At 65.7% G+C, this 19,261-nt stretch carries 17 protein-coding genes; 10 read left to right on the top strand and 7 right to left on the bottom strand.

Annotation, left to right across the window (positions count from 1 at the left end; translation table 11 throughout):
• Positions 1–139: 139 nt before the first annotated feature.
• The 6 genes from ACZ60E_RS14250 to ACZ60E_RS14225 form a co-directional block, all read right to left on the bottom strand.
• Positions 140–790: a hypothetical protein gene (locus ACZ60E_RS14250; protein WP_469440388.1), complete on the bottom strand. Its 651-nt coding sequence runs from the start codon at positions 788–790 to the stop codon at positions 140–142.
• Positions 791–863: 73 nt separating this feature from the next.
• Positions 864–2,423, bottom strand: a complete 1,560-nt coding sequence (locus ACZ60E_RS14245; protein WP_469440387.1) for a type I restriction-modification system subunit M — start codon at positions 2,421–2,423, stop codon at positions 864–866.
• Complete coding sequence (locus ACZ60E_RS14240; protein WP_469440386.1) at positions 2,420–3,565, bottom strand: restriction endonuclease subunit S; 1,146 nt, start codon at positions 3,563–3,565, stop codon at positions 2,420–2,422. The genes ACZ60E_RS14245 and ACZ60E_RS14240 overlap by 4 nt, the downstream gene beginning before the upstream one ends.
• Before the next feature lie 269 nt (positions 3,566–3,834).
• Complete coding sequence (locus ACZ60E_RS14235; RefSeq protein WP_469440385.1) at positions 3,835–7,398, bottom strand: DEAD/DEAH box helicase family protein; 3,564 nt, start codon at positions 7,396–7,398, stop codon at positions 3,835–3,837.
• Between the two features lie 237 nt (positions 7,399–7,635).
• Positions 7,636–8,106: an NUDIX domain-containing protein gene (locus ACZ60E_RS14230; protein WP_469440384.1), complete on the bottom strand. Its 471-nt coding sequence runs from the start codon at positions 8,104–8,106 to the stop codon at positions 7,636–7,638.
• A gap of 2 nt (positions 8,107–8,108) precedes the next feature.
• The gene (locus ACZ60E_RS14225; protein ID WP_469440382.1) at positions 8,109–8,852 is read right to left on the bottom strand and encodes a helix-turn-helix domain-containing protein; all 744 of its coding nucleotides are present in this window, start codon (positions 8,850–8,852) and stop codon (positions 8,109–8,111) included.
• A gap of 119 nt (positions 8,853–8,971) precedes the next feature.
• Between ACZ60E_RS14225 and ACZ60E_RS14220 the strand changes: the two genes are divergently transcribed.
• The 10 genes from ACZ60E_RS14220 (at position 8,972) to ACZ60E_RS14175 (ending at position 18,139) form a co-directional block, all read left to right on the top strand.
• Positions 8,972–9,202 (top strand): hypothetical protein, encoded by a 231-nt coding sequence (locus ACZ60E_RS14220; RefSeq protein WP_469440380.1) that lies wholly within the window; start codon positions 8,972–8,974, stop codon positions 9,200–9,202.
• 247 nt (positions 9,203–9,449) lie between these two features.
• The gene (locus ACZ60E_RS14215) at positions 9,450–9,893 is read left to right on the top strand and encodes a glycine-rich domain-containing protein (protein ID WP_469440378.1); all 444 of its coding nucleotides are present in this window, start codon (positions 9,450–9,452) and stop codon (positions 9,891–9,893) included.
• A gap of 69 nt (positions 9,894–9,962) precedes the next feature.
• Complete coding sequence (locus tag ACZ60E_RS14210) at positions 9,963–10,799, top strand: protein kinase domain-containing protein (protein WP_469440377.1); 837 nt, start codon at positions 9,963–9,965, stop codon at positions 10,797–10,799.
• Between the two features lie 427 nt (positions 10,800–11,226).
• Positions 11,227–12,207, top strand: coding sequence for a hypothetical protein (locus ACZ60E_RS14205; protein WP_469440375.1), 981 nt, complete (start codon positions 11,227–11,229; stop codon positions 12,205–12,207).
• A gap of 141 nt (positions 12,208–12,348) precedes the next feature.
• Positions 12,349–13,863 carry an amino acid permease gene (locus ACZ60E_RS14200; protein ID WP_469440371.1) on the top strand — a complete coding sequence of 505 codons (1,515 nt, stop codon included), beginning with the start codon at positions 12,349–12,351 and terminating at the stop codon, positions 13,861–13,863.
• The gene (locus ACZ60E_RS14195) at positions 13,863–15,245 is read left to right on the top strand and encodes a glutamine synthetase family protein (RefSeq protein ID WP_469440369.1); all 1,383 of its coding nucleotides are present in this window, start codon (positions 13,863–13,865) and stop codon (positions 15,243–15,245) included. Before ACZ60E_RS14200 ends, ACZ60E_RS14195 begins: the two co-directional genes overlap by 1 nt.
• Positions 15,238–16,302, top strand: a complete 1,065-nt coding sequence (locus tag ACZ60E_RS14190) for a hypothetical protein (protein ID WP_469440367.1) — start codon at positions 15,238–15,240, stop codon at positions 16,300–16,302. Before ACZ60E_RS14195 ends, ACZ60E_RS14190 begins: the two co-directional genes overlap by 8 nt.
• A gap of 60 nt (positions 16,303–16,362) precedes the next feature.
• Positions 16,363–16,623, top strand: a complete 261-nt coding sequence (locus tag ACZ60E_RS14185) for a hypothetical protein (RefSeq protein ID WP_469440365.1) — start codon at positions 16,363–16,365, stop codon at positions 16,621–16,623.
• On the top strand, positions 16,518–17,219 hold the full coding sequence (locus ACZ60E_RS14180) for a radical SAM protein (protein ID WP_469440485.1): 702 nt from the start codon (positions 16,518–16,520) through the stop codon (positions 17,217–17,219). Before ACZ60E_RS14185 ends, ACZ60E_RS14180 begins: the two co-directional genes overlap by 106 nt.
• Positions 17,220–17,365: 146 nt before the next feature.
• Positions 17,366–18,139, top strand: a complete 774-nt coding sequence (locus ACZ60E_RS14175) for a hypothetical protein (protein WP_469440364.1) — start codon at positions 17,366–17,368, stop codon at positions 18,137–18,139.
• Positions 18,140–18,347: 208 nt separating this feature from the next.
• On the opposite strand, the gene ACZ60E_RS14170 is transcribed toward ACZ60E_RS14175, so the two are convergent.
• Positions 18,348–18,989, bottom strand: coding sequence for a restriction endonuclease (locus tag ACZ60E_RS14170; RefSeq protein ID WP_469440483.1), 642 nt, complete (start codon positions 18,987–18,989; stop codon positions 18,348–18,350).
• Positions 18,990–19,261 lie beyond the last annotated feature (272 nt).

Raw genomic sequence — 19,261 nt, 5'->3', positions numbered from 1 at the left:
TGACGAGAGGTGCCCACGGCCTCCTGCTGCAATCGCTCAGGATGGCGATCGTGCGCGTCTGTGTGCCGTCGTTGCCGTCAGGGCTGCCGTCAACTTCGAACGGTGGCGTAGCCGCGATGACGGTGTCTGAGGAGTCGGCTCATCCCATCACGGTGGCGATGGCGAGGGCGATTCGCTCGATCCAGTCGATCGCGTCGGTCACGTCAGCGTCGGAGAGGGGGCGGCGACGCTTGAGGTCTCCATCCAACAGGTCAGCGTCGTGGGCGATCCTGTTGCGGCGATCGGTGATCGAGTTGTACTTCTGCTTGAGTGTCTGCGCATTCATGGACGTACGGCCGTGGTTCCACTCGTTGAGCTGGACGGCGGCCTTGGCCCAGATGTCCTCTTCCGTCACCAGCTTCAGCGCCTCGCTGATCTTGCGAGGATTCTGCAGTGCCGCGTTGCCCCACTTCGCCTTGACATGCTCGGAGACGGCCTCGGCAAGCGTCGTCGTACCGCGCCGAACTTCCTCCACCTTGACCAAGGGCAGCTCGAACTTGGTCAGCTGGTAGGGCATTCCGGGACTGTCCGCAGCGGCCAGCTCGGCGACGCGCCGGTACAGCTCCTCGTGGAACCAGTGGTCGATGGCGCTGACGGCCTGTACCCAGGCAGCGCGGTAGAAGTCACCAATGTCGATGACCGGAGACTGGAAGGCAGCCAGGCTCTGACCCGCCACGATCATCTTCCGGGCATACTCGATGTTCGTGAGGAACGCCCGGAACTCACGTGTCTGCGGCTGTGCGGCCGACATGAAACTCCCCCGTCTCGCTCGTCTGGGAACTCAGGATTCCGGCGGGGCGGGGCAGGGGCAACCCACTTGCGGATCAACCGCGCCCAGTTGGCTCAATAGCGTCGGTATCGGCCGAGACCTCACCACCAAGAGCCTCCGCGATGACCGCGAACTCGCTCAGCGCGGCCTGCAAGTCCTCGACGATCTCCTGAGCGATCACCTCGGGCGGCAGAAGGCTGTCGGCGTCGTCGAGAGCCGGGTCCTTCATCCAGGTGATGTCGAGATTCACCTTGTCGCGGGCGATGAGCTCGTCGTAGTCGAAGCACTTGAAACGCTCGGACTCCACCCGCTCGCCACGCGGCTTGCCGGGGAGGTACGCCTCGACGAACTCGTCCAACACCACACGGGTCAGTGGGTGTTGCTTCAGAGTGAAGTGCTTAGCGGTTCGGAAATCGTAGACCCAGAGTTTTGAGGTGTTGTGGGCGTCCGCGCTGCGGGGGGGCTTCTTCTCAAAGAACAGGACATTGGCCTTGACGCCGCCCGCGTAGAAGATTCCGGTGGGCAGGCGCAGGATCGTATGCAGGTCGAACTCTTCCAGCAGACGGCGTCGTACCTTCTCGCCCGCGCCGCCTTCGAAGAGCACGTTGTCCGGCAGGACCACGGCCGCACGGCCGTTCATCTCCAACTGCGACATGATGTGCTGGAGGAAATTGAGCTGCTTGTTCGTGGTGGTGGCGCGGAAGTCGTCCCGCTCGTACGAGATGTCTTCCCTCTCGGCCTTGCCATCCGTGCCGCCGATCCTGATCGCGGACTTTTTCCCAAAAGGCGGGTTGGCGAGGATTAGCGACGCATGGCGCTCGGGCTTTTCGGCAAGCGCGTCACCCACGGTGATAAGCGACTCGCCATCGGCGTCACCGATGCCGTGCAGCAGCATGTTCATCGCGGCCAGACGGGCAGTGCCAGTGACCAGTTCGTTGCCCCAGATCTTGCCGGACCCGAGCGCAAGACGCTGCTCCCGCGACAAATGCCACATGTGGTGCTTACGGATGTAGCTATGCGCAGCGATCAGGAAGCCGCCGGTACCACAAGCCGGATCGGTGATCGTGTCGTCAGGGCCTGGCTGCATCACATCGACCATGGCATCAATGAGCGCGCGGGGCGTGAAGTACTGGCCAGCACCGGTCTTGGTGTCTTCCGCTCCCTTGGCGAGCAAACCCTCGTACGCATCGCCCTTAAGGTCCGCGCCCTGGATCGACCAGTCCTCCTTGCCGATCAGCTCGACGACTAGCTTTTCAAGGAGAGCAGGCTCGGTGATCCGGTTCTGAGACTTGGCGAAGATCGTCCCGAGGGTGGTGCCCGGATTCTTGGCGAGTTCCGCAAGAATCTTGCGGTAATGAACTTCAAGGTCGATTCCCTTGAGGCGAGCGAGGGACTTCCAGTCGTACTTGGTGGGTACGACGGTCTTGGCCTCTTCCTCAGTGAAAGGGTCGGAGGCGATCTCGTCGGCCATCTTAAGGAAAAGCAGGTACGAAAGCTGCTCGACGTACTCGATGGTGGAGAGGCCGTTGTCCCTGAGGACATTGCAGTAGTTCCAGAGCTTGGCAACAAGGCTGTTCGTCTGGGCATGCGCCAGGGCGGGAGATACGGGGGTCACAGCGGAAACTCCTGCTGAACGGCGTTGATGGGAGGCGGTGTCGAGGATGCAAGAGGCGGGCGGGGCACGTCTCCGGTAGCCGTGTTGCGGGAGCGGCGGGCGCCTCGCTTTTGCTTGACGCCGTGCGCCTCACGCTCGGCACGGATGCGGTCGAGAACCTCAGAAGCGGACTCGTCGGCGGGGTCTTGGGGTAGAAGCCCCCCGCTGAAGGCGCGACTGAGGAGTGCGGCCCTTAGGTGCGCCGCTCTGCCCAGAGCACGCGACACAGATGCAGCCAGTCGGTCCGCGCCATCGAGTTGCGCTCTGGCCAACTGAATCAACCGTTCTTGCTCGGGCAGAGGAGGAATTGGGAATTCGATAGGCTTGAACCGGACGGCAGGAAGGTGGGTGATGTTAGTCGTGATTCTCACCTCACGCTTAAATCTCTTGGCGTGCAAATGGCGTCGAAATACGAGAAGCGCCCACTCTGACAGAACGCCTGGACGTGGACGGAAGCGCAATAGGCTCTTTTGAAAGGCCGCGTTTTCAGGAATACCGCGATAGATCGCGGGACGACCAACAAGGTCTGGCGTCTGACCTTCATTGAGAAGTACGTCGCCGGGTTCAAGTCGATAGCGTTCGAACACGCCAGAGAAGTCCATTTCCTTGACATCGCTAACATCGATTCGATCTTCGAATACATTAGCCACGCGCAGGTACGGCGTCATTAGCGGCCCGGTGTGCCAATCGGGATGTCGTTGGCGTCCGAGATCGACAGTTCCGGCACCTTCCACGGTAGTCACTTCCCAAGAAGCCGGCGGGTTCTCTGGGATGACTGAAAAGAGGACTGATTTCTTGAATGCGCGAGTGCGGTCCGAGGCTGTGCCAAGATTGGCGCTTGCTGCGTCTAGGCGAGAGAGGTGGTATTCAAGGGTCTCGACGATTCGGCGTTGCTCACGTGCTGGCGGAATCGGGATTTGCGTCTCGAATACATCTGCATCGCGCACCGCCGGATAACTCACGCCTCGCTGCTTGGGGAAAAGCTGCTGCTCGAACAGTGCACTCTGCACAACATAGAAGATATACCGGGCATCAATCTCGCCGTGCGGACGAATTACACTGAATCCAGTGGAAGCAATATGGCCATCAAGCCCACCGGGCACTTGGGCGATCTTTCGGAGGTACGGGCGAACCGTGGAATAGACAATGTCTCCCTCCTTTACAATTTGCCGAGCCCTTCCAGGAGCGTCGGAAGATTCCGTCCAGCTTGCGGAGGTAATTCGACGTTCCGAACTGCTAACTGAGCCGATATCGATGTATTGAAAGCGGGCGCTATTAAATCCCTCACGTCCAACTTTATCGACAGGGATGCAGATGTTCCCGAGAGGCGTGCTAGTCCACCCGGACGGAAGCTCCATTTCATTCAACCCGCTCAAGCCAACTCTCGATTCAGCTCACTCAACAACGACCGAACATTCCGCCCCGGGAACGCTTGCTGGAACCCACGCCCGCCACCTTTCCCTCTGAATGGCTCGGCATTGAACTCTGTCGGACTGATGCCGACGTCGCTGGCTACCACATCCCTTACGGACCGCAGCCACCACAGCTGCTCTTCCGAAAAGTCTGCACCCGCCTGCTGCTGCTTGAACAGCCACCCCTCGAAGCGCTCCTCCACCGTCTCACGGTAAAGCCGCAGCTCCTCGTCCACCCCTAGCTCGTACCGTATGAGCGAGATCAGATCAGGGACGCCCGCTTCCCGGCCGCCGTCGGAATGGACCGCCACTCCCAGGTCCTCGTAGTACGTCCACAGGGCCTGCGGCGTCCACGCATATTGCGGGCGACGGATCTCCAGTGCCAGTTCCTTCAGCGCGGCGTACGTCTCCGCAGGGGAAACGGACCGCGGGCTTGTCAGGGCGATGCTGACCGCCGCGATGCGGTCTCGCTCGTCTTTCAGTAGCCGGCTCCAGCGGCCGACCTGTTCCCGGGCCCGTTCCTCCCGCGGGATCTCGTCGAGGTCCATCACCTCGACGGCCGTGAACTCGTCGAAGAGGTAGTCCTTGTCTCGCCGGATCTCGATGATGTGCCGCCGAAGATCGGGATACTCCGTCAGTGGAGCGATCGCGTCCTCCACAAGCCGCCTGGCGGCCGTCTGGCCGCCCTGCTCCAGCGCCCGCTCCTGCCGGTCCGGGTCCACCGCCTTCACGATGGCGCCCGCGATCTCCGACAGGGTGCGGCCGCCCGAAGCGCGCGTCAGCTGCTCGCGCTCCTCCTCCGTCAACTGCTGATTGAGCCGCGCCAGCCGCCCCGCCAGAATCTCGGCCTCACTCGTGCTGATCGACTTCGTACCGGCCTTGTCCAGCAGCTTCGCCAGTGAGACCTGCCGCTCGCCCGCGGGTACCAGCGGCTTGGCGTCCACCAGCGGGGAGTCCGTAACGCCGACCGCGTCAACGAGTACGAACCGGTCCTTGCGGACGGAGGCGTCCGCGTCCGGAGTGACTTCCTGGAGTTCAGTCGCGTCGATGGTGCGGGCGCCACGGCCCTTCATCTGCTCGAAGAGGACGGCGCTGCGCACCTCACGCAGGAAAATCACACATTCCAGGGCCTTCACGTCTGTACCGGTGGCAATCATGTCGACGGTGACGGCGACCCTCATCCGAGGCGAGGTTCGCAGCGCACGGATCAGCTCGTCTGGATCCTCTCCAGCCTGGCGGCTCTTGTACGTAATCTTCTTCGCGAAGTCGTCGCCACGCCCGAAGACCTCCTTGACCTGGGCAAGGACATCTTCCGCATGGTCCTCGCCGACCGCGAAGATCAGGGTCTTCGGGAGCTCGGTTCTGCCGGGGAACCAGCGCCGCCAGTTGTCCCGGTACGCGGTGAGCACCGCCCGGATCTCGTCCACCGTCACCACCGAGCGGCCGATCTGCCCCGTCGTGTAGGTGAAGTCGTCGTCCAGCTCCTGGTAACGCTGCCGCCGCGTCTTGCGGTCTTTGACTCGCACCGTCGTGCCCGACTCAATGGTCGCTGCGCCCTTCTCGCGCAGATCTGTGCGCATCCGTACAACGTCGAAGTCGACGTTCACCCCGTCCGCGACGGCCTGCGGATAGGTGTACTCGGAGACCAGGTTGCGGCCGAAGAAGCCGAGGGTCTGAAGTGTGGGGGTGGCGGTCAGACCGACCAGGTGTGCGTCGAAGTACTCCAGTACACCCCGCCACAGTCCGTAGATCGAGCGGTGACACTCGTCCACGATGATCAGGTCGAAGGACTCGATCGGCACCTTCGGATTGTAGGAGACCTCGATTGGCAGGTCCGTCGCGTACGTGTCCTCGTACACCGTGCTGTCCGAAGCCTCGTCCGCCTGCTCGTCATCGACGAGGTTCTCCCCGCGCAGCAGCGAGTACATCTTCTGGATAGTGCAGATGACCACCGATGAGGTGTCCTGGAGGCTCGCTGCCCCGAGCCGGTCGACGTTGTAGATGTCGGACAGTTTGCGGCCGTCGTCTGGCGTCGTGAACTTGCGGAACTCGTCGTACGCCTGCCTGCCCAGGTTGTTGCGATCGACGAGGAACAGGACCCGGCGCGCTTTGGCGTGCTTGAGCAGCCGGTAGGTCTGCGCCACAGCGGTGAAGGTCTTGCCCGCGCCCGTCGCCATCTGGATCAGTGCCCGCGACCGGTCCTCTCCCAAGGACTTCTCCAGACCGCTGATGGCGTCGATCTGGGCGAGACGCAACCCGTTCGGCTCCAACACGGGCAGTCGGCGCAGAGCAGCCCGGAACGTTGGGGTTGCCGGTGTCTCGTCGGCGCGATGCATCCAGGCGGCCACAGTCTCGGGACGGTGGAAGGAGAACACCTCGCGGGATCGGGCGTCGGGGTCGAGGCGGTTGATGAAATAGGTCTCGGTGCCGGTCGTCGCATAGCGGAACGCAAACGGCTCCGCCTCCCGCCAGACGGCAAGCCGGTGCTCCTTGAGGACACCAGCCGCGTACCGGTCGTTCTGCTCCACGGCGCTGGAGAGATGGTCACCCTCCCGTTTGGCTTCGATCACACCGACGATCCTGCCGTCGACATACAGAACGTAGTCCGCGCGGCCGGTGGCCAGCGTGAACTCACGTGCAGCCACGCCTTGGTTTTCTCCCGGGTTGACCTGATCGCGGTCCTGGACGACCCATCCCGCCACGTGCAGCATCTCGTCGATGGCCTCGCGGGCCTGCACCTCGTTGAGTGCGGCGGGCCGCTGCGCACGATGGATGATCGCCTCGCGCCGCTTGGCGTCGACCGAGCGCGGCTGCTTGCGAGCGGCCTCGTACTTCGCCTGCTGGGCGGCGCGCAGGTCTTCGATCTGGGTGCTCAGCTGCTCGACCCGTGCAAGAAGTTCGGTCTTGTTGGCGTCGGCGTTGGCAATCAGGTTCTCGGCCTCGGCGCGCGCCCTGCGCTCGGCTTCCAGCGCATCGCCGGCCTCGGCGAGCCGCGTGCGGGCCTGCGTGAGCGCCTGGCGGTGGCCGTCGAGAGCCTCGCGTAGCTCGGCCAGCTCGGCCGGGTCCGTGATCTGAGCGTTGTCACCAGGATCCGTGGGTGGCACGAACTCGGCGACGGTTCGTCGTCCGTCGATGGCATCGTGGAACCAGAGGCCGAGCCGGTAGCAGATCCGTACAGCAGCCAGGGCCCGCGCGGTGTCGAAGAGGTGGCTGTGGGCGGCCTTGTTCCGGTCGCGTCGCAGCCGGTCGAAGTCATCGCGGATCTCCGGAACGAGTACTCCGGACCTGGTCAGAGCAGTCAGCCGATCGATCTGCCGGTCGCCCTCGATCCGCATGCCGATACGGGCGACCAGTTCCTCAGCGAGGACCTCGCCGAACTGGCCCGCCTGGACCAACGAGGAATTGGGGTTGGTAAACACGGTCGCTTCGGCGGAAGCCCCATACAGGGAGAGCAACGGCTGGTGCTGATACAGCAGCCCGAAGTTGGGTGAGCCCTTCGCGAAGTCGCGAAGCCGATCGTCCATGCTGCCCTATCCCCCGCTCGCGCGCCTCACTAGTTGGTGATCCAGCTTACGCAGCGCAGCATAGGAATGCCTGGGCATCGTCGGTTCAGCCACTACCTCCTACCGGAACAGATGGGAAGCTTTGCGGTCACTCCCCGCACAGGCGGATGACGTACGACTGAGGCACGACCGATGGCAACCCGGCCCCCCTGTCCTGGAGTGGCATACACGGCGGGCGTTAGACGTGCACCTTCGAGGTCAGCCGAGATAGGGACGCTGACGGTGCTCCAAGAAGTGACGGACCCGGAGCCGCTGTGTGTGGTGCATTGGCAACTGATCAATCTCCTCCGTCTGGACGAACCGCAGCTCCGTTGACTCGTCTGAAATGGCCAGTCGGCCACCGACGACCCTCGCTGTGAAGCAGGCGTTGAACTGTCGACGCACCTCGCCGTCCGAGTAAGCAATGACGTGGCGAGGGTCGGTATAAGTGCCCACGAGTCCAGTGATCTCGACGTCCAGACCCGTTTCCTCCTTTACCTCGCGGACGGCGGTTCCTGGCAGGGAGTCGGTCATCTCCATGCCGCCGCCGGGCAGCGCCCAGAGATCGTTGTCCCGCCGGCGCTGTAGCAGGATGCGGCCCTCATCGTCAGTGACCACCGCGGACGCGGCGACGACCAGACTGTTGGGCTTGGGGGCGTCTGGGTCGTCGTAGTACTCGGTGCGCGCCATGATCACTTCTCTCGTGCTGGCGTCGCAGTTGCCCACACCGCGTCGAAGCTGTCTGCGTAGGTGTCGAACATGCCACCCTTCCCGTTTCGGCGCACATGCCAGACAGGGGCGCTGTAGGCGTTCACGCCCCAGACATGGGCGTTGACCAGTGTCTGATCATCAGCCCGGTAGATCGAGTTGTAGAGCGTCGTAGCGTGAGTCCGTACCTCAATGCCCGGTACCCCGATGAGGGGGCGGTAGTGCATCAGCGCGAGACGGCACCGGGACTGGATTCCGTGGCCGAACTTCTCCTCTTCGCCACGCTGTTGGACGTTGGGGCTGTCCGCGTCGCCGACTGCGATGCGGACTGCGCAGCCTTCGGCCACCCGCTCCTTCAAGAGCTCGTTGAGCCGCGGGTACGCCTCGTGTAGGAACACGGCGGCGTACACCAACACGTCGATCTGCACACGTGCTTGGGCCAACATATCCACGAAGGTGGAGACAGGGATGTCGGCCCGCTGGTCGTAGAGGGCTACAAGTTCCGGACTGACGGCGCGGGCGGGGCGTGCCTGCCTGAGCGATGGCCATAAAGCGTGCACGTCTTCTCCTAGCGTCTCTGCTGCCAGCATGGCCGTGGCACGACGTGGCGTACGCCCCAGGTTGACCCATCGTTCGACGGACTTGGGATCGACTTCGACCTTGCCCGCGAAGGCGTTGTACGTCCAGCCGCTGGCCGCCATGGCCGCACGTAATCTCTCGTTTGCCATTTCAATCTCTCCTAACAACCGGGGACGGCACTAGGGACGTTCTACCCGACGCGGGACGTCCCGAAGTGGTGTTTGTCCGTGGTTCCGGCGTCCTGGTGGTCAGCAGGAAGCTCCTTGGCATGGCGAGCAATCAGCAGACCAGACCAGACATCGGCGAACTGGCGAAGGACAGTGCCCGTGGACGTATCGGCGTCGTCATGGGCGAGGTAGGTGGCCGTGTGCAGATACGCCCGATCGGAGGCGGCAGGGAGTGGGACGCCATGCCGGACAAGGTGGCGGCACTCAGCGCGCGAGAGGAACTGAGCGCGCGCCTGGCCGTGAAGAACGACAACAGTCGGGTCGGACTGTGATGCGCGCCATCGGCCGGTGTACTGGGTTCCTGTTCATCATCTGCATCAGCGGTTCGCGCACCTTGGTGATCGGCATGACCCTCAACGTCGGCCAGTAGAACGGCCGCCCCGAACGGGTGCCACATCCCGGCCCCCGTCCCCGTTCGAGGCCGGCCTCAAAGCCTTCTTCCCGGTCGTCTATGAGCCGAGCTCGGCGGCCGGGGTGGGGCTGCTCACCACGCACTACCTCACACACCAGGAGATACGCATGACGGCAACAGCGAACGACCAGAGGACCGGCCGCATGGTGGCTGGCGAGGACCTGTTCGAGAGCCTCGCCCGCTTCGTGGTCGTCCACGACGGACAGTCGCCCGAGCGTGCTGAGCGCATCGCGGACCAGGCGGTCGCGTTCCTCGTCACCGCGGCCACCGCCACCGTCGCCATGGTGCCGTCGGACGACGTGGACCTGGGCCTGCACGCGCTCATCCTGCACACGAAGGAGTACGCCGGGCTGTGCGAGCAGTACGCGGGGCGTTTCCTGCACCACAACCCGAAGCCGGGTGGAGGGGGACGTGATCCGAAGGCGGTCGCTGCGTCGGCGCATGCCATGAAGGCTGCCGGGTTCGTGGTCTTCGATGACCTGTGGATCGTGAACGGCGAGAACCTCGCGCAGTGCGACGCGGACTGCGGTCGGCCGTACGGCCAGGCGTAGCTCACGACGACAGCGGCACGGCTGGCCTCTGCTTGTGGTCGGCCGTGCTCGCCAGGAAGGAGAAAGACCTTGTCCCGCTCGATCCCTGAGCTGCCGGCCGTGCTGCGTGATGCGCTCACGCCCACAGCTCACCACCTGATCATCAACCGTCGAGGCTCCGTGGTCTGGGAAGTCGAAAACCCCCGGGGCCACTACGCCGTGAAAGTCGGCTACCCGATCGAGGCCACGGCCGACTGGACTGCGCAGCCCTGGACCGCCCTCGCACCCGCGCGTGAGGGCGCCGTGCTGCACCGCCTCGGCTTCGAGGACGTCGCGTACGGCGAGTGGGAGCAAGGAACGTGGAACTTCCAGCCGTGGCGGGAGGGGCCGGACCTGTACCGGCTGTGGGAGCCCTGCCGTAAGCGGGACTCGTCCATCGCACCGCACGCCAGCGTGGCGCTGGGATGCGTCGAAGCGCTCGCCGAACTGCACGCGAAGGGATGGGCCCACGGGGACATTCAGCCCGCCCACTTCATCATCGGGCCCGAACGCACCCATCTCATCGACCTCGCCCTGGCTCGGGGTGGACAGGTGCCCCAGGGATACGACTTTCCGTTCCGAGGCTGCCTGGTCCACTACGAGGCCCCGGAGATCTCGCGCAGCGTGCTCGCCACGGGAGAGGCGGAGCCGACGCAGGCGGCCGACATCTACGCGCTCGGTGCGTCCCTGCTCATCTCCGCCACCGGCTGGCGGGCAGTCGAGTATCCGGACGACGCTTCCCGCTCCGTACAGAGAGAGGCGGTGGCGAACGGCCGACGTCGCTCCGTGAAGGTGCCCGGTGAACTGGGCGCCCTGATCGACGCCATGCTCAGCCACGCCCCGGAGGACCGGCCCACCATTTACGAGGTGGGCAAAGCCCTGAACTGATCTGCACATCAGACCGGATCGCCCTTAGCCTGGACAGCATTCCGGGTGGTCCGGTCTTCGACATTCTCTAAGCCACCATGCACGCCAGCTCCTTTCAGCTCTACCGCGTCGTAGAGCCGGAACGGCTCATAAATGGTGCTACGCCCTGAGCTCGAACCGCATGCCGAGTGGGCGAACCGGTTCGAGGCCCGGCCCCTGCTTGAGCGCACAGCCGCCTCCGGCTGACCCAACAAGCCCCGTCGGGCCGCAGCCATCAGTCCCGGCCTCCCCTATGGCCGGCGAATCACGTGGGCTGCGGCCCGACGGCCCCACCGCTTGCATCGAGGAATCGCCCTCCCATGCCCTTCTTACGCGCACCAGACCAGTGCGCCACCGTTGCCCTCCCCGCTCTCTCACACTGGAGGGCTCGCCGATGCGCTCTCATGGCATGAACTTGACGACTCCGCACCCCGCCGGCCGAGATGCCGACCTACGTGTCGCCCTGGAGGATCTACGGCTGAATCGGTGGCTGTCCACAAAGGAGTTGCTCGCCAGGACGGATTCCTGGGCAGTGCGGTGCAGCCGCAGTCAGGTCCTGGGCCGCGCGGCGGTGGACACCGAGGCGATCGAGATGTGGGCCGCGGAGGAGCCTGAGGACTGGAACGCCTGGATGATGCGGGCCCGTGTGCTGAGCGAACGCGTGGTCCTCGCCCACCGCAACGGGGTCTCCCGGCCACAGCTGATGCAGGCCATCCTCAAGGCCCGTTACGCGTGCAGTGCGGCCGCGGAGTGGAAGGCCGATCCGGTGCCGCCGCTGTGTTTCATGACGCTCGCGCAGGCCGACGACGACCCCGGGCGGCCGCACAGTCCGCTCAACTGGATCGCGCGTGAGGACCTTCTGCCGCCGGGGCCCTGGCGGCTGCTGGACGCGGTGCACCAGCGCGATGCGCACAACCGTGAAGCGTTCCACCGGATGCTCGCCGTCTTCCGCGCCCGCGGCGACGAGCTGATCACCTTCGCGCAGTGGGTGGCATCCAGAGCCCCGATGGGGTCCCCGCTGAAGGTTCTGCCGCTGTACGCCTTCGTTGATCAGTACCGCAAGCAGTGGGCGACGCGGCAGACCGCCAGTGTGCTCGCGTACTGGGTCACCGAGGACAAAGCCCACTACGCCCACCAGGCACTGTATGAGTGGTTCGAGCCGACGCAGCCCGCACCGGGGCAGCCCGACACCCGCTCCCTGCTGGATCTCAACCACCTGGCGCACGCCCTGACGGCCACCGGCGTAGGCCATGCCGGCCCGGTGTTCGAGGCGATCGGCCCGCACGTGACCACCGCGCCATGGGCCCAGGTCGCCCACGAGCCGCAGGAGTGGCAGGAGGAATTCCTCAAGGCCCGCCGCCCCGCCGTGAAATCCAGGGGCCACCGATGACCATCCGAGGCCCACCCTCCGCAGCCGCGGACCCTTGTGCTCGCCCTTCTCTCCTCCGACTCCTTCAAAGGACTTTTCCATTGCACTTACCACCCGCACCACGCCATCTCACCCCTCCCTCCTTCTCCCCCGAGGTGCCTGATGCCGCACAGACGATCAACTAGCCGCCGTCCGCTGGACGACGACGCGGCGCTGCGCGGGCACGGCTACACGCCCGAGCTCAAGCGCGGCATGGGCAGCTTCGGGAACTTCGCGATCAGCTTCTCGGTGATCTGCATCCTGGCCGGCGGCATGACCCTGTTCGGCTACGGCCTCAACACCGGCGGCCCTGCCGTCATGCTGTGGGGCTGGGTCGGCATCGGCGCCATGACCCTCATCCTCGGCGCGTGTCTGGCCGAGGTCACCTCCGCCTATCCCACCTCGGGCGGCCTGTACTACATGGCCCACCGCCTCGGCGGCCCGCGCTGGGCATGGGTCACCGGCTGGCTCAACCTCCTGGGCCTGCTCGGCGCGATCGCCGGCATCGACTACGGATGCGCGCTGTTCGTCGGCGCGTTCGCCAACCTGCAGTGGGGACTTGAGCCCACGCCCGAGACGACGATGCTGATATTCGCCGGCATCCTGCTGCTGCACGGCACCCTCAACACGCTCGGGGTGCGCCTGGTCACCGTCCTCAACTCGATCTCGGTGTGGTGGCAGCTCTTCGGTGTCACGCTGATCGTCGGGATGCTCACCTTCGCGCCGGGCCAGCGCCAAAGCGCGGACTTCGTCTTCACGCACGTCAACAACGGCACCGGCTTCGACAACCCCGTCTATGTGGCCGCGCTCGGCTGTCTGCTGGCCGCGTACACGTTCTGCGGCTACGACGCCTCCTCCCACCTGTCGGAGGAGACCAAGGGCGCACAGATCGCAGCGCCCAAGGGCATCGTGCGCGCCATCGCCTGGTCGTGGGCGGCCGGGTTCGTGCTGCTGGCCGGGCTGCTGTTCGCGATCGAGGACTACGCGGGCACCCTGGGCACCAGCACGGGCGTGCCGCCGGCGCAGATCTTCATCGACGTCCTGGGCACGGGCGTGGCCAAGGGGCTGCTCCTCGTGGTGATCGTCGCTCAGCTGTTCTGCGGGAACGCGGAGACGGCCGCCGCCTCCCGCATGGTGTACGCGTTCTCGCGGGACGGCGCCCTCTACGGCTCCGCGACCTGGCGCCGCGTCAGCAGCCGCACCAAGACCCCCGTCCCCGCCGTGTGGCTGTCCGTCGGCGTCGCGCTGCTCCTGGCGCTGCCCAGCCTGTACTCACCGACCGCCTACGCCGCCGTCACCGCGATCAACGTCATCGGCATCACCCCCGCCTACGTGATCCCGGTCTACCTGCGGCGGCGCCACCCGAAGAAGTTCACGCCGGGCCCCTGGCACCTGGGCGCCTGGAGCAAGCCGCTCGGCTGGATCTCGGTGGGCTACGTGAGCGTGCTGACCGTCGTGTTCTGCCTGCCGCAGGCTTCCCCGATCACCGTGCAGTCCTTCAACTACGCGGGCATCGCCCTCGCGGTGGTCCTGCTCATCGCGTGGCTCACCTGGATCACCAAAGGCCGACGTTCCTACAAGATCCCGCCGCTCGGCACCGAAGCCGAAACCGTGGCCCTGTCCGAAGGCGTGCTGTGATGACCCACGAGACCGAACCGAGTGGCCTACTCGTCCTGGGGCGCGGCGGCCAGCAGCCGCAGGACCTGGTCCGGCTGGTGCGGGACCGCGAGATCACCACGGTGATGCTCGCCGTCCCCGACATGCAGGGCCGCCTCAAGGGCAAGCTCCACGACGCCCGCACGTTCCTGGACCGCTTCGAGTCGCACATGTGCGCCTACGTGCTGGCCACCAACTGGGACATGAACGCACAGCCGGGATACGCCCTGACCGGCTGGGACGACGGGTTCCAGGACCTGCGCGTCGTCCCCGACCCGAAGTCGATCCGCCGGCTGTCCTACCTGCCCGGCACCGTCCTGGTCCACGGCGACGCCGTCCACCAGGGATGGCCCATCGACGTCGCCCCGCGGCAGATGCTCCGTCAGCAGATCGCCGAACTGGCCTCCTTGGGGTATCGGGCCAAGGTCGGCATCGAGAGCGAGTTCATGCTCTACAAGGGCACTCCAGCGCAGGCCCGCCGCCGCGGGTACCGAGGGCTCGCCCCGATCTCGCCCTACAACCTCGACTACGCGCTCGACCACCCGCCGGCGCTGGCCGCGTTCTTCGACGACCTGAGGGAAGCGCTGCACGCGGCTGGCTGCCCGGTCGAGATCAAGACGGAAGGAGCTCCCGGACAGATCGAGGTGACCTGGCCCTACGGGGACCCGATGACGGCCTGCGACCTCTACACCGTCCACCAGCACGCCGTGCGCCACCTCGCCGCACAGCACAAGATGGCGCCCACGTTCATGGCCGCCCCGCAGACCGGGGTCAGCAGCGGCCTGCACCTGCACGTCTCCCTGTGGCGCGATGAGGAGGACTCGGCGTTCTGGATGCCGCAGGGCAGTGAGCTGCCCGAACCGCTGCAGCACTCCGTCGCCGGACTTCTCGACGCCCTGCCGCACCTGGCACCGCTGTACGCACCCACCGCCAACTCCTACAAGCGCTACCGCCCGCACTCGTTCGCCCCCACCCGCTCCACCTGGGGACACGGCAACCGCACGTGCGCCATCCGTATCACCGGCGAGGAGTCGAACCCGCACTTGGAGAACCGCGCGCCGGGCGCCGACGCGAACCCCTATCTGGCCCTGGCCGCGACGCTCGCCGGGATCATCCACGGCCTCCGCGACCAGCCGAAGCTCCCCGCGCCCTGCACGGGCGACAGCTACCAGGACACCGATGCGCGCGAGATGCCGTACAGCCTGGAGGAGGCAACCACCGACTTCGCCAGCAGCCGTATCGCGTCACTCGCGTTCGGGCCCGACCCCGTGGACCACTACGTCCATGCCGCCGAGCTCGAACACGCCGCCCTCGCGTTCGAGGTGACGGACGTGGAACTGGCGAGGGGGTTCGACCGTGGCTGAAGTTCCCACCGTGACGTTCCCCGTCACCGCTACGCCGGCGCGCCGGGTGCTGTGGCAACTCGCAGGGCTGCTGTCGCTGGCCACCCTCGCGAGCCTGGCCGGCGGAACGATGTTCGCTGCGTCCCTGTACGGCGTGCGGTGGGAGGTCACCGAACTGATCAAAGGTACCCAGCTCGCCTGCAGTTACCTGGTGGGCGGCTGGCTCACCTGGCTGGTGCTTCGCCGACCCGCCCCGAAAACCGCTCCGCGCTGGTGGCGTCCGCTGCGAGGGCACGCGGCAGGGACGCTGGGAGTGGTGATCTCCGCGTTGGCCATGCCGGCGGCCGGCACGCTGGGCCGTGATCTGGGGCCGGCGCTGTTCGGCTGCGCGGCGGCATGGCTGGCCGTGGAAATCTGCCGTTCTCACGGCGTCTGGCCGGACAACGGGGCCCCCTGTACGCCTGTCCAGCAACTGCAGCGCTGGAAAGTCGCACAGTGGGGGTTCATCGTTTGTGGCGCGTCCGGTCTCCTCTTCGGCCTGCTGGCAAAGCTGCTGACCTGGCTCGACCTGGACATCGTGCCGGTCATGCGGGACAGCCAGATGGCCACGCTCGGTATCAGCAGTCCGGTAGAACTCGCCCTGACCATCGTGCATTCCGTCGCGATCGAGGACGTCGCCATCGTCGCGGCCACGATCACGCTGATGAAGGCCGTACGCAGGCCCACATGGGAGATCTACACCCTGGTCTGCCTCATCGAGATAGGACTGCACGCCTACCTCGGGCTTCCCGCCATCGGCGCCGCCGCCATGGCCGCAGGCCGCGTCTGGCTGTACCTGCGCTACCGCAGCCTCCTGCCCCTGATGGCCGCACACACCCTGTGGGACCTCTTCCCCGAACTCGGGCGGCTGTCCTTGCCCTACCGGCTGATGGCGGGCGTCCTCCTCGCCGTCCTGTTCACCGAGATCGACCGCCGGCTGAAGAAGACCGCCGGTCAGCCACCCCCGGAAGCACCAGCCTCCTCACAGCCCGCCACCCCTCCCCATGACCGCGACCGTATGCAGGAGACGCGCCCGTGAGCACGACGGACGAACTCGCTGACCCCGACGCGTGAGTCCACCGTCTCCGAGACACCCGGGGTGGCAGGGCCACACGGCGCCCGCCACCCCGGCACCACACTGCTCAGCACGCCCGACAGGAAGCCGTCCACGACGATCACCTCCGCACGACCCCAAGCCCCGCCCGCCATCACGGAGTTCCTGGAACTCAAGATCATCGGACGGTGTGAGCTCACCTGCCCGAAGCTCTGCTACGCGAAATCGGGCCCCACCAACAGGCACGGCAAGATGTCCACCAACGACTGGAAGCGGCTCATCAACGACGCCGCCGAGGTCGGCTAAAGAAGGTCCAGTTCACCGGCGGGGAACCCACTCTCCACCCCGACTTCAAGGCCCTGGTGAACCGCGCCCTGGTACTGGGCCTCGCCATCCAGATCTACAGCACCCTGTACCGCGTGAAGCTTGAGCACTCGGATCTGTTCATGCGCCCACGGGTGACTGTGGCGACGTCGTACTACAGCGACGATCCTGCAGAGCATGAGCGCGTCACCAACCGCAGGGGCTCGCACGCGGCGACCCGCGCGAACATCGTCGAGGCCCTACGCCGCGGCATCCGTCTGCAGACCGGCACGTCGAGGTCTTCGAAGGGCAGCGCACCGCGCAGGCCCGCGAGGAGCTGCTCGCCCTCGGCGCCGACAGGGGCCGCAACGTCGACCGGGCAAGGTCCACATCCCAGCCCCAGCGACTTACGCGGCCGCTGCGCCATGGGCCAGGCGGCCGTGATGACCGACGGCACCGTCACCCCGTGCACCCTCGGCCGTTTCCTGCCTACGGGGAACGCAAAGACCGACGGGCTCGCCGCCGTGTTCGGTGGACGGGCCTGGGCGGACACAGGAGCACGCATGCCGGAGCCCCTGAACGCCCTGCCCGCCGGATGACTGCTTACCCCCGGGAGAGGGAGGTTGGCTGAGCCGGAGTCGGGGTCGTCACCCGAGCACCCGCTCGGATAGCTGCGACTCAGCGTACGACTGAAGAGGACCGCCGCCACTTTTCGTCTGGCGCGGCGGCAACGTACAGTCCCCAAGTGCGCTACGAGCAGAAGCCATTGATACCGCAACCTGGAGCGTTCCCTGATGAGAAGGCTCTCTCTGCTGTCGTTCTAGGCAAGCTCGACCGGTGGTTCCACATCGAGGAGCAGATACCAGGGCGCTACTGGACCGGTGAAGAAACGCGCATAGACGCAGTGCTCAAGCCCAGAGAACCGAAAGGGTGGCACGATGACGCCCCGGCGTTCGGTGTTGAGTTCAAGAATCCCGCCCCGAACACCAGCACCGGACACCGCTACGGCTGGGTCACCCAGGCCGTTGGTTACGCCCATTGTGACTGGCAGGGATACGGAAGACTCGGGATCTTCTTGTGCCCATCGCCCCTGTCCTGGCTTCTGTCCCGCGCTGATGAGGTGGCCTCCGCCCGCCAGAAGAGGATTGGTCCCGAAGCGCTTGAGCAGGAGCGTGTGAGGGTTCGTGAGTATGGACGACGATTCGGCAAGGAGTACTCCGATGCCTACGTCGACGGTGAAGCACTGCTGGCCCACCGGCGCGCCCTCGGAGAATCGACCTACGAGGAGTTCACCGCCCGCGCCGATGGTTTCGTCAACGCGGACGAGCGCCAGCGGGAGCATGATCTGCGCATGGCCGACGAACTGAACCACCTCATAGGGCAACTCGGCGTCGGTGAGCTCATGCCCTACGAGAAGATCGGCTGGGCCCTCATGCGGTCAGGTATGCGGCTGTGGAGCGAGCAGGACGGAGTGACCCGTGTCCCGTTCCAGCTGCGGCCTCGTATCGGCTCCCGATGAATTACGTGAGTGGGTGCGTTCCACAGAACATCATTGAGCTTCTTCAGACCGACCACCGATCGAGTGACGCCCACTGTCGGCAGACACAGACTCCGCCGCTGGCGAAGGAACCGGTCAACAGCAGGATGCTGTTCACCCCGGAGACTGGCGGCTGAAGAGGCTCAATGATCTGACCTGGGTGAGGCGTCTCTCCGTTCCCTGGGGCCGGTCACTTCCCGTACGCCCGCTTCCAACGTGCGTAATGACGAGAGTCGCCTTGCCCACGGCCGTTCACTTCGCTCAGGGACAGCAGTGAGACACCGTTGTTCCACAACCCGAGGTGATCCCGATGCACAGCAAGGATTCCGTTCTGCAGCGCGAACTTCTCGGAGAGGCGGCTGAACCGCGTGCTCGTTACGAACACCGCTAGGTCGGCCCCGAAGTGCACCTTGGCACCCAGCAGATCGCGCAGTTCGCGGCTCGCAATCGTGCTGGTCGGCGCGTAGCGCTTGCACTGGATCACCAGCGTCCGCCCGTCCGGAAGCCGACCGACGACGTCGGCGCCGTTGTCGTTCGCACCGCCAACCCGTCGGACCTCCGTGCACCCGTCCCGTCGGCACAGGCTCGCGACAAGGTCCTCGAACTCGGTGCCAGTCATCACGTCCACCTCGGCGAGCGTCCGGTGGCCAGCCTTCACCGCCTCCTCCTGCCGCCAGATACGGTCCCGCCCACGCACGAGCCGGTCCGTACGCCACAGCCACCATCCCGCCACGCAGACGCCGCTGAGGACCAGTACGCCCGTGGCGTACGGCCACACGGCCGACCAGAACAGCACCAGCAGGACCAATACCAGACCACCGCTGGCCGCCACGACCTTCAACCGCTCAGCCCGCCTCCTGCGAGCAACTGTCCCCCGTCTACGCCCAGCCACGAATCGAAGCCCTCCCATAGGTCCGTGTACGGCAGTCTGGGCAGCCCGAGGCAGCGCGAGAAGGGCGCAAGTCGGCCATGGCTGGGTCGGACTGCCGCGAGAAGTGACGTGACGGCGACTCGTGAGCGGCCTGGGTTCAGCTTCTGCCTGTATCCCCGGTACCCAACCATGCCCGGGTGTTTGCCAGTTGCAGCCTGATGGGCAGTGTGTAT

Source organism: Streptomyces sp. NPDC102514 (assembly GCF_055584525.1).
Note: the sequence above shows the minus strand (reverse complement) of the source record. Positions and strands in the feature narration are given on the sequence as shown.

Coding starts and splice junctions, on each gene's coding strand:
- ACZ60E_RS14235 (WP_469440385.1), bottom strand. CDS start 7,398: ATGGACGATCGGCTTCGCGACTTCGCGAAGGGCTCACCCAACTTCGGG.
- ACZ60E_RS14230 (WP_469440384.1), bottom strand. CDS start 8,106: ATGGCGCGCACCGAGTACTACGACGACCCAGACGCCCCCAAGCCCAAC.
- ACZ60E_RS14250 (WP_469440388.1), bottom strand. CDS start 790: ATGTCGGCCGCACAGCCGCAGACACGTGAGTTCCGGGCGTTCCTCACG.
- ACZ60E_RS14215 (WP_469440378.1), top strand. CDS start 9,450: ATGACGGCAACAGCGAACGACCAGAGGACCGGCCGCATGGTGGCTGGC.
- ACZ60E_RS14195 (WP_469440369.1), top strand. CDS start 13,863: ATGACCCACGAGACCGAACCGAGTGGCCTACTCGTCCTGGGGCGCGGC.
- ACZ60E_RS14205 (WP_469440375.1), top strand. CDS start 11,227: ATGAACTTGACGACTCCGCACCCCGCCGGCCGAGATGCCGACCTACGT.
- ACZ60E_RS14220 (WP_469440380.1), top strand. CDS start 8,972: ATGGCGAGCAATCAGCAGACCAGACCAGACATCGGCGAACTGGCGAAG.
- ACZ60E_RS14225 (WP_469440382.1), bottom strand. CDS start 8,852: ATGGCAAACGAGAGATTACGTGCGGCCATGGCGGCCAGCGGCTGGACG.
- ACZ60E_RS14200 (WP_469440371.1), top strand. CDS start 12,349: ATGCCGCACAGACGATCAACTAGCCGCCGTCCGCTGGACGACGACGCG.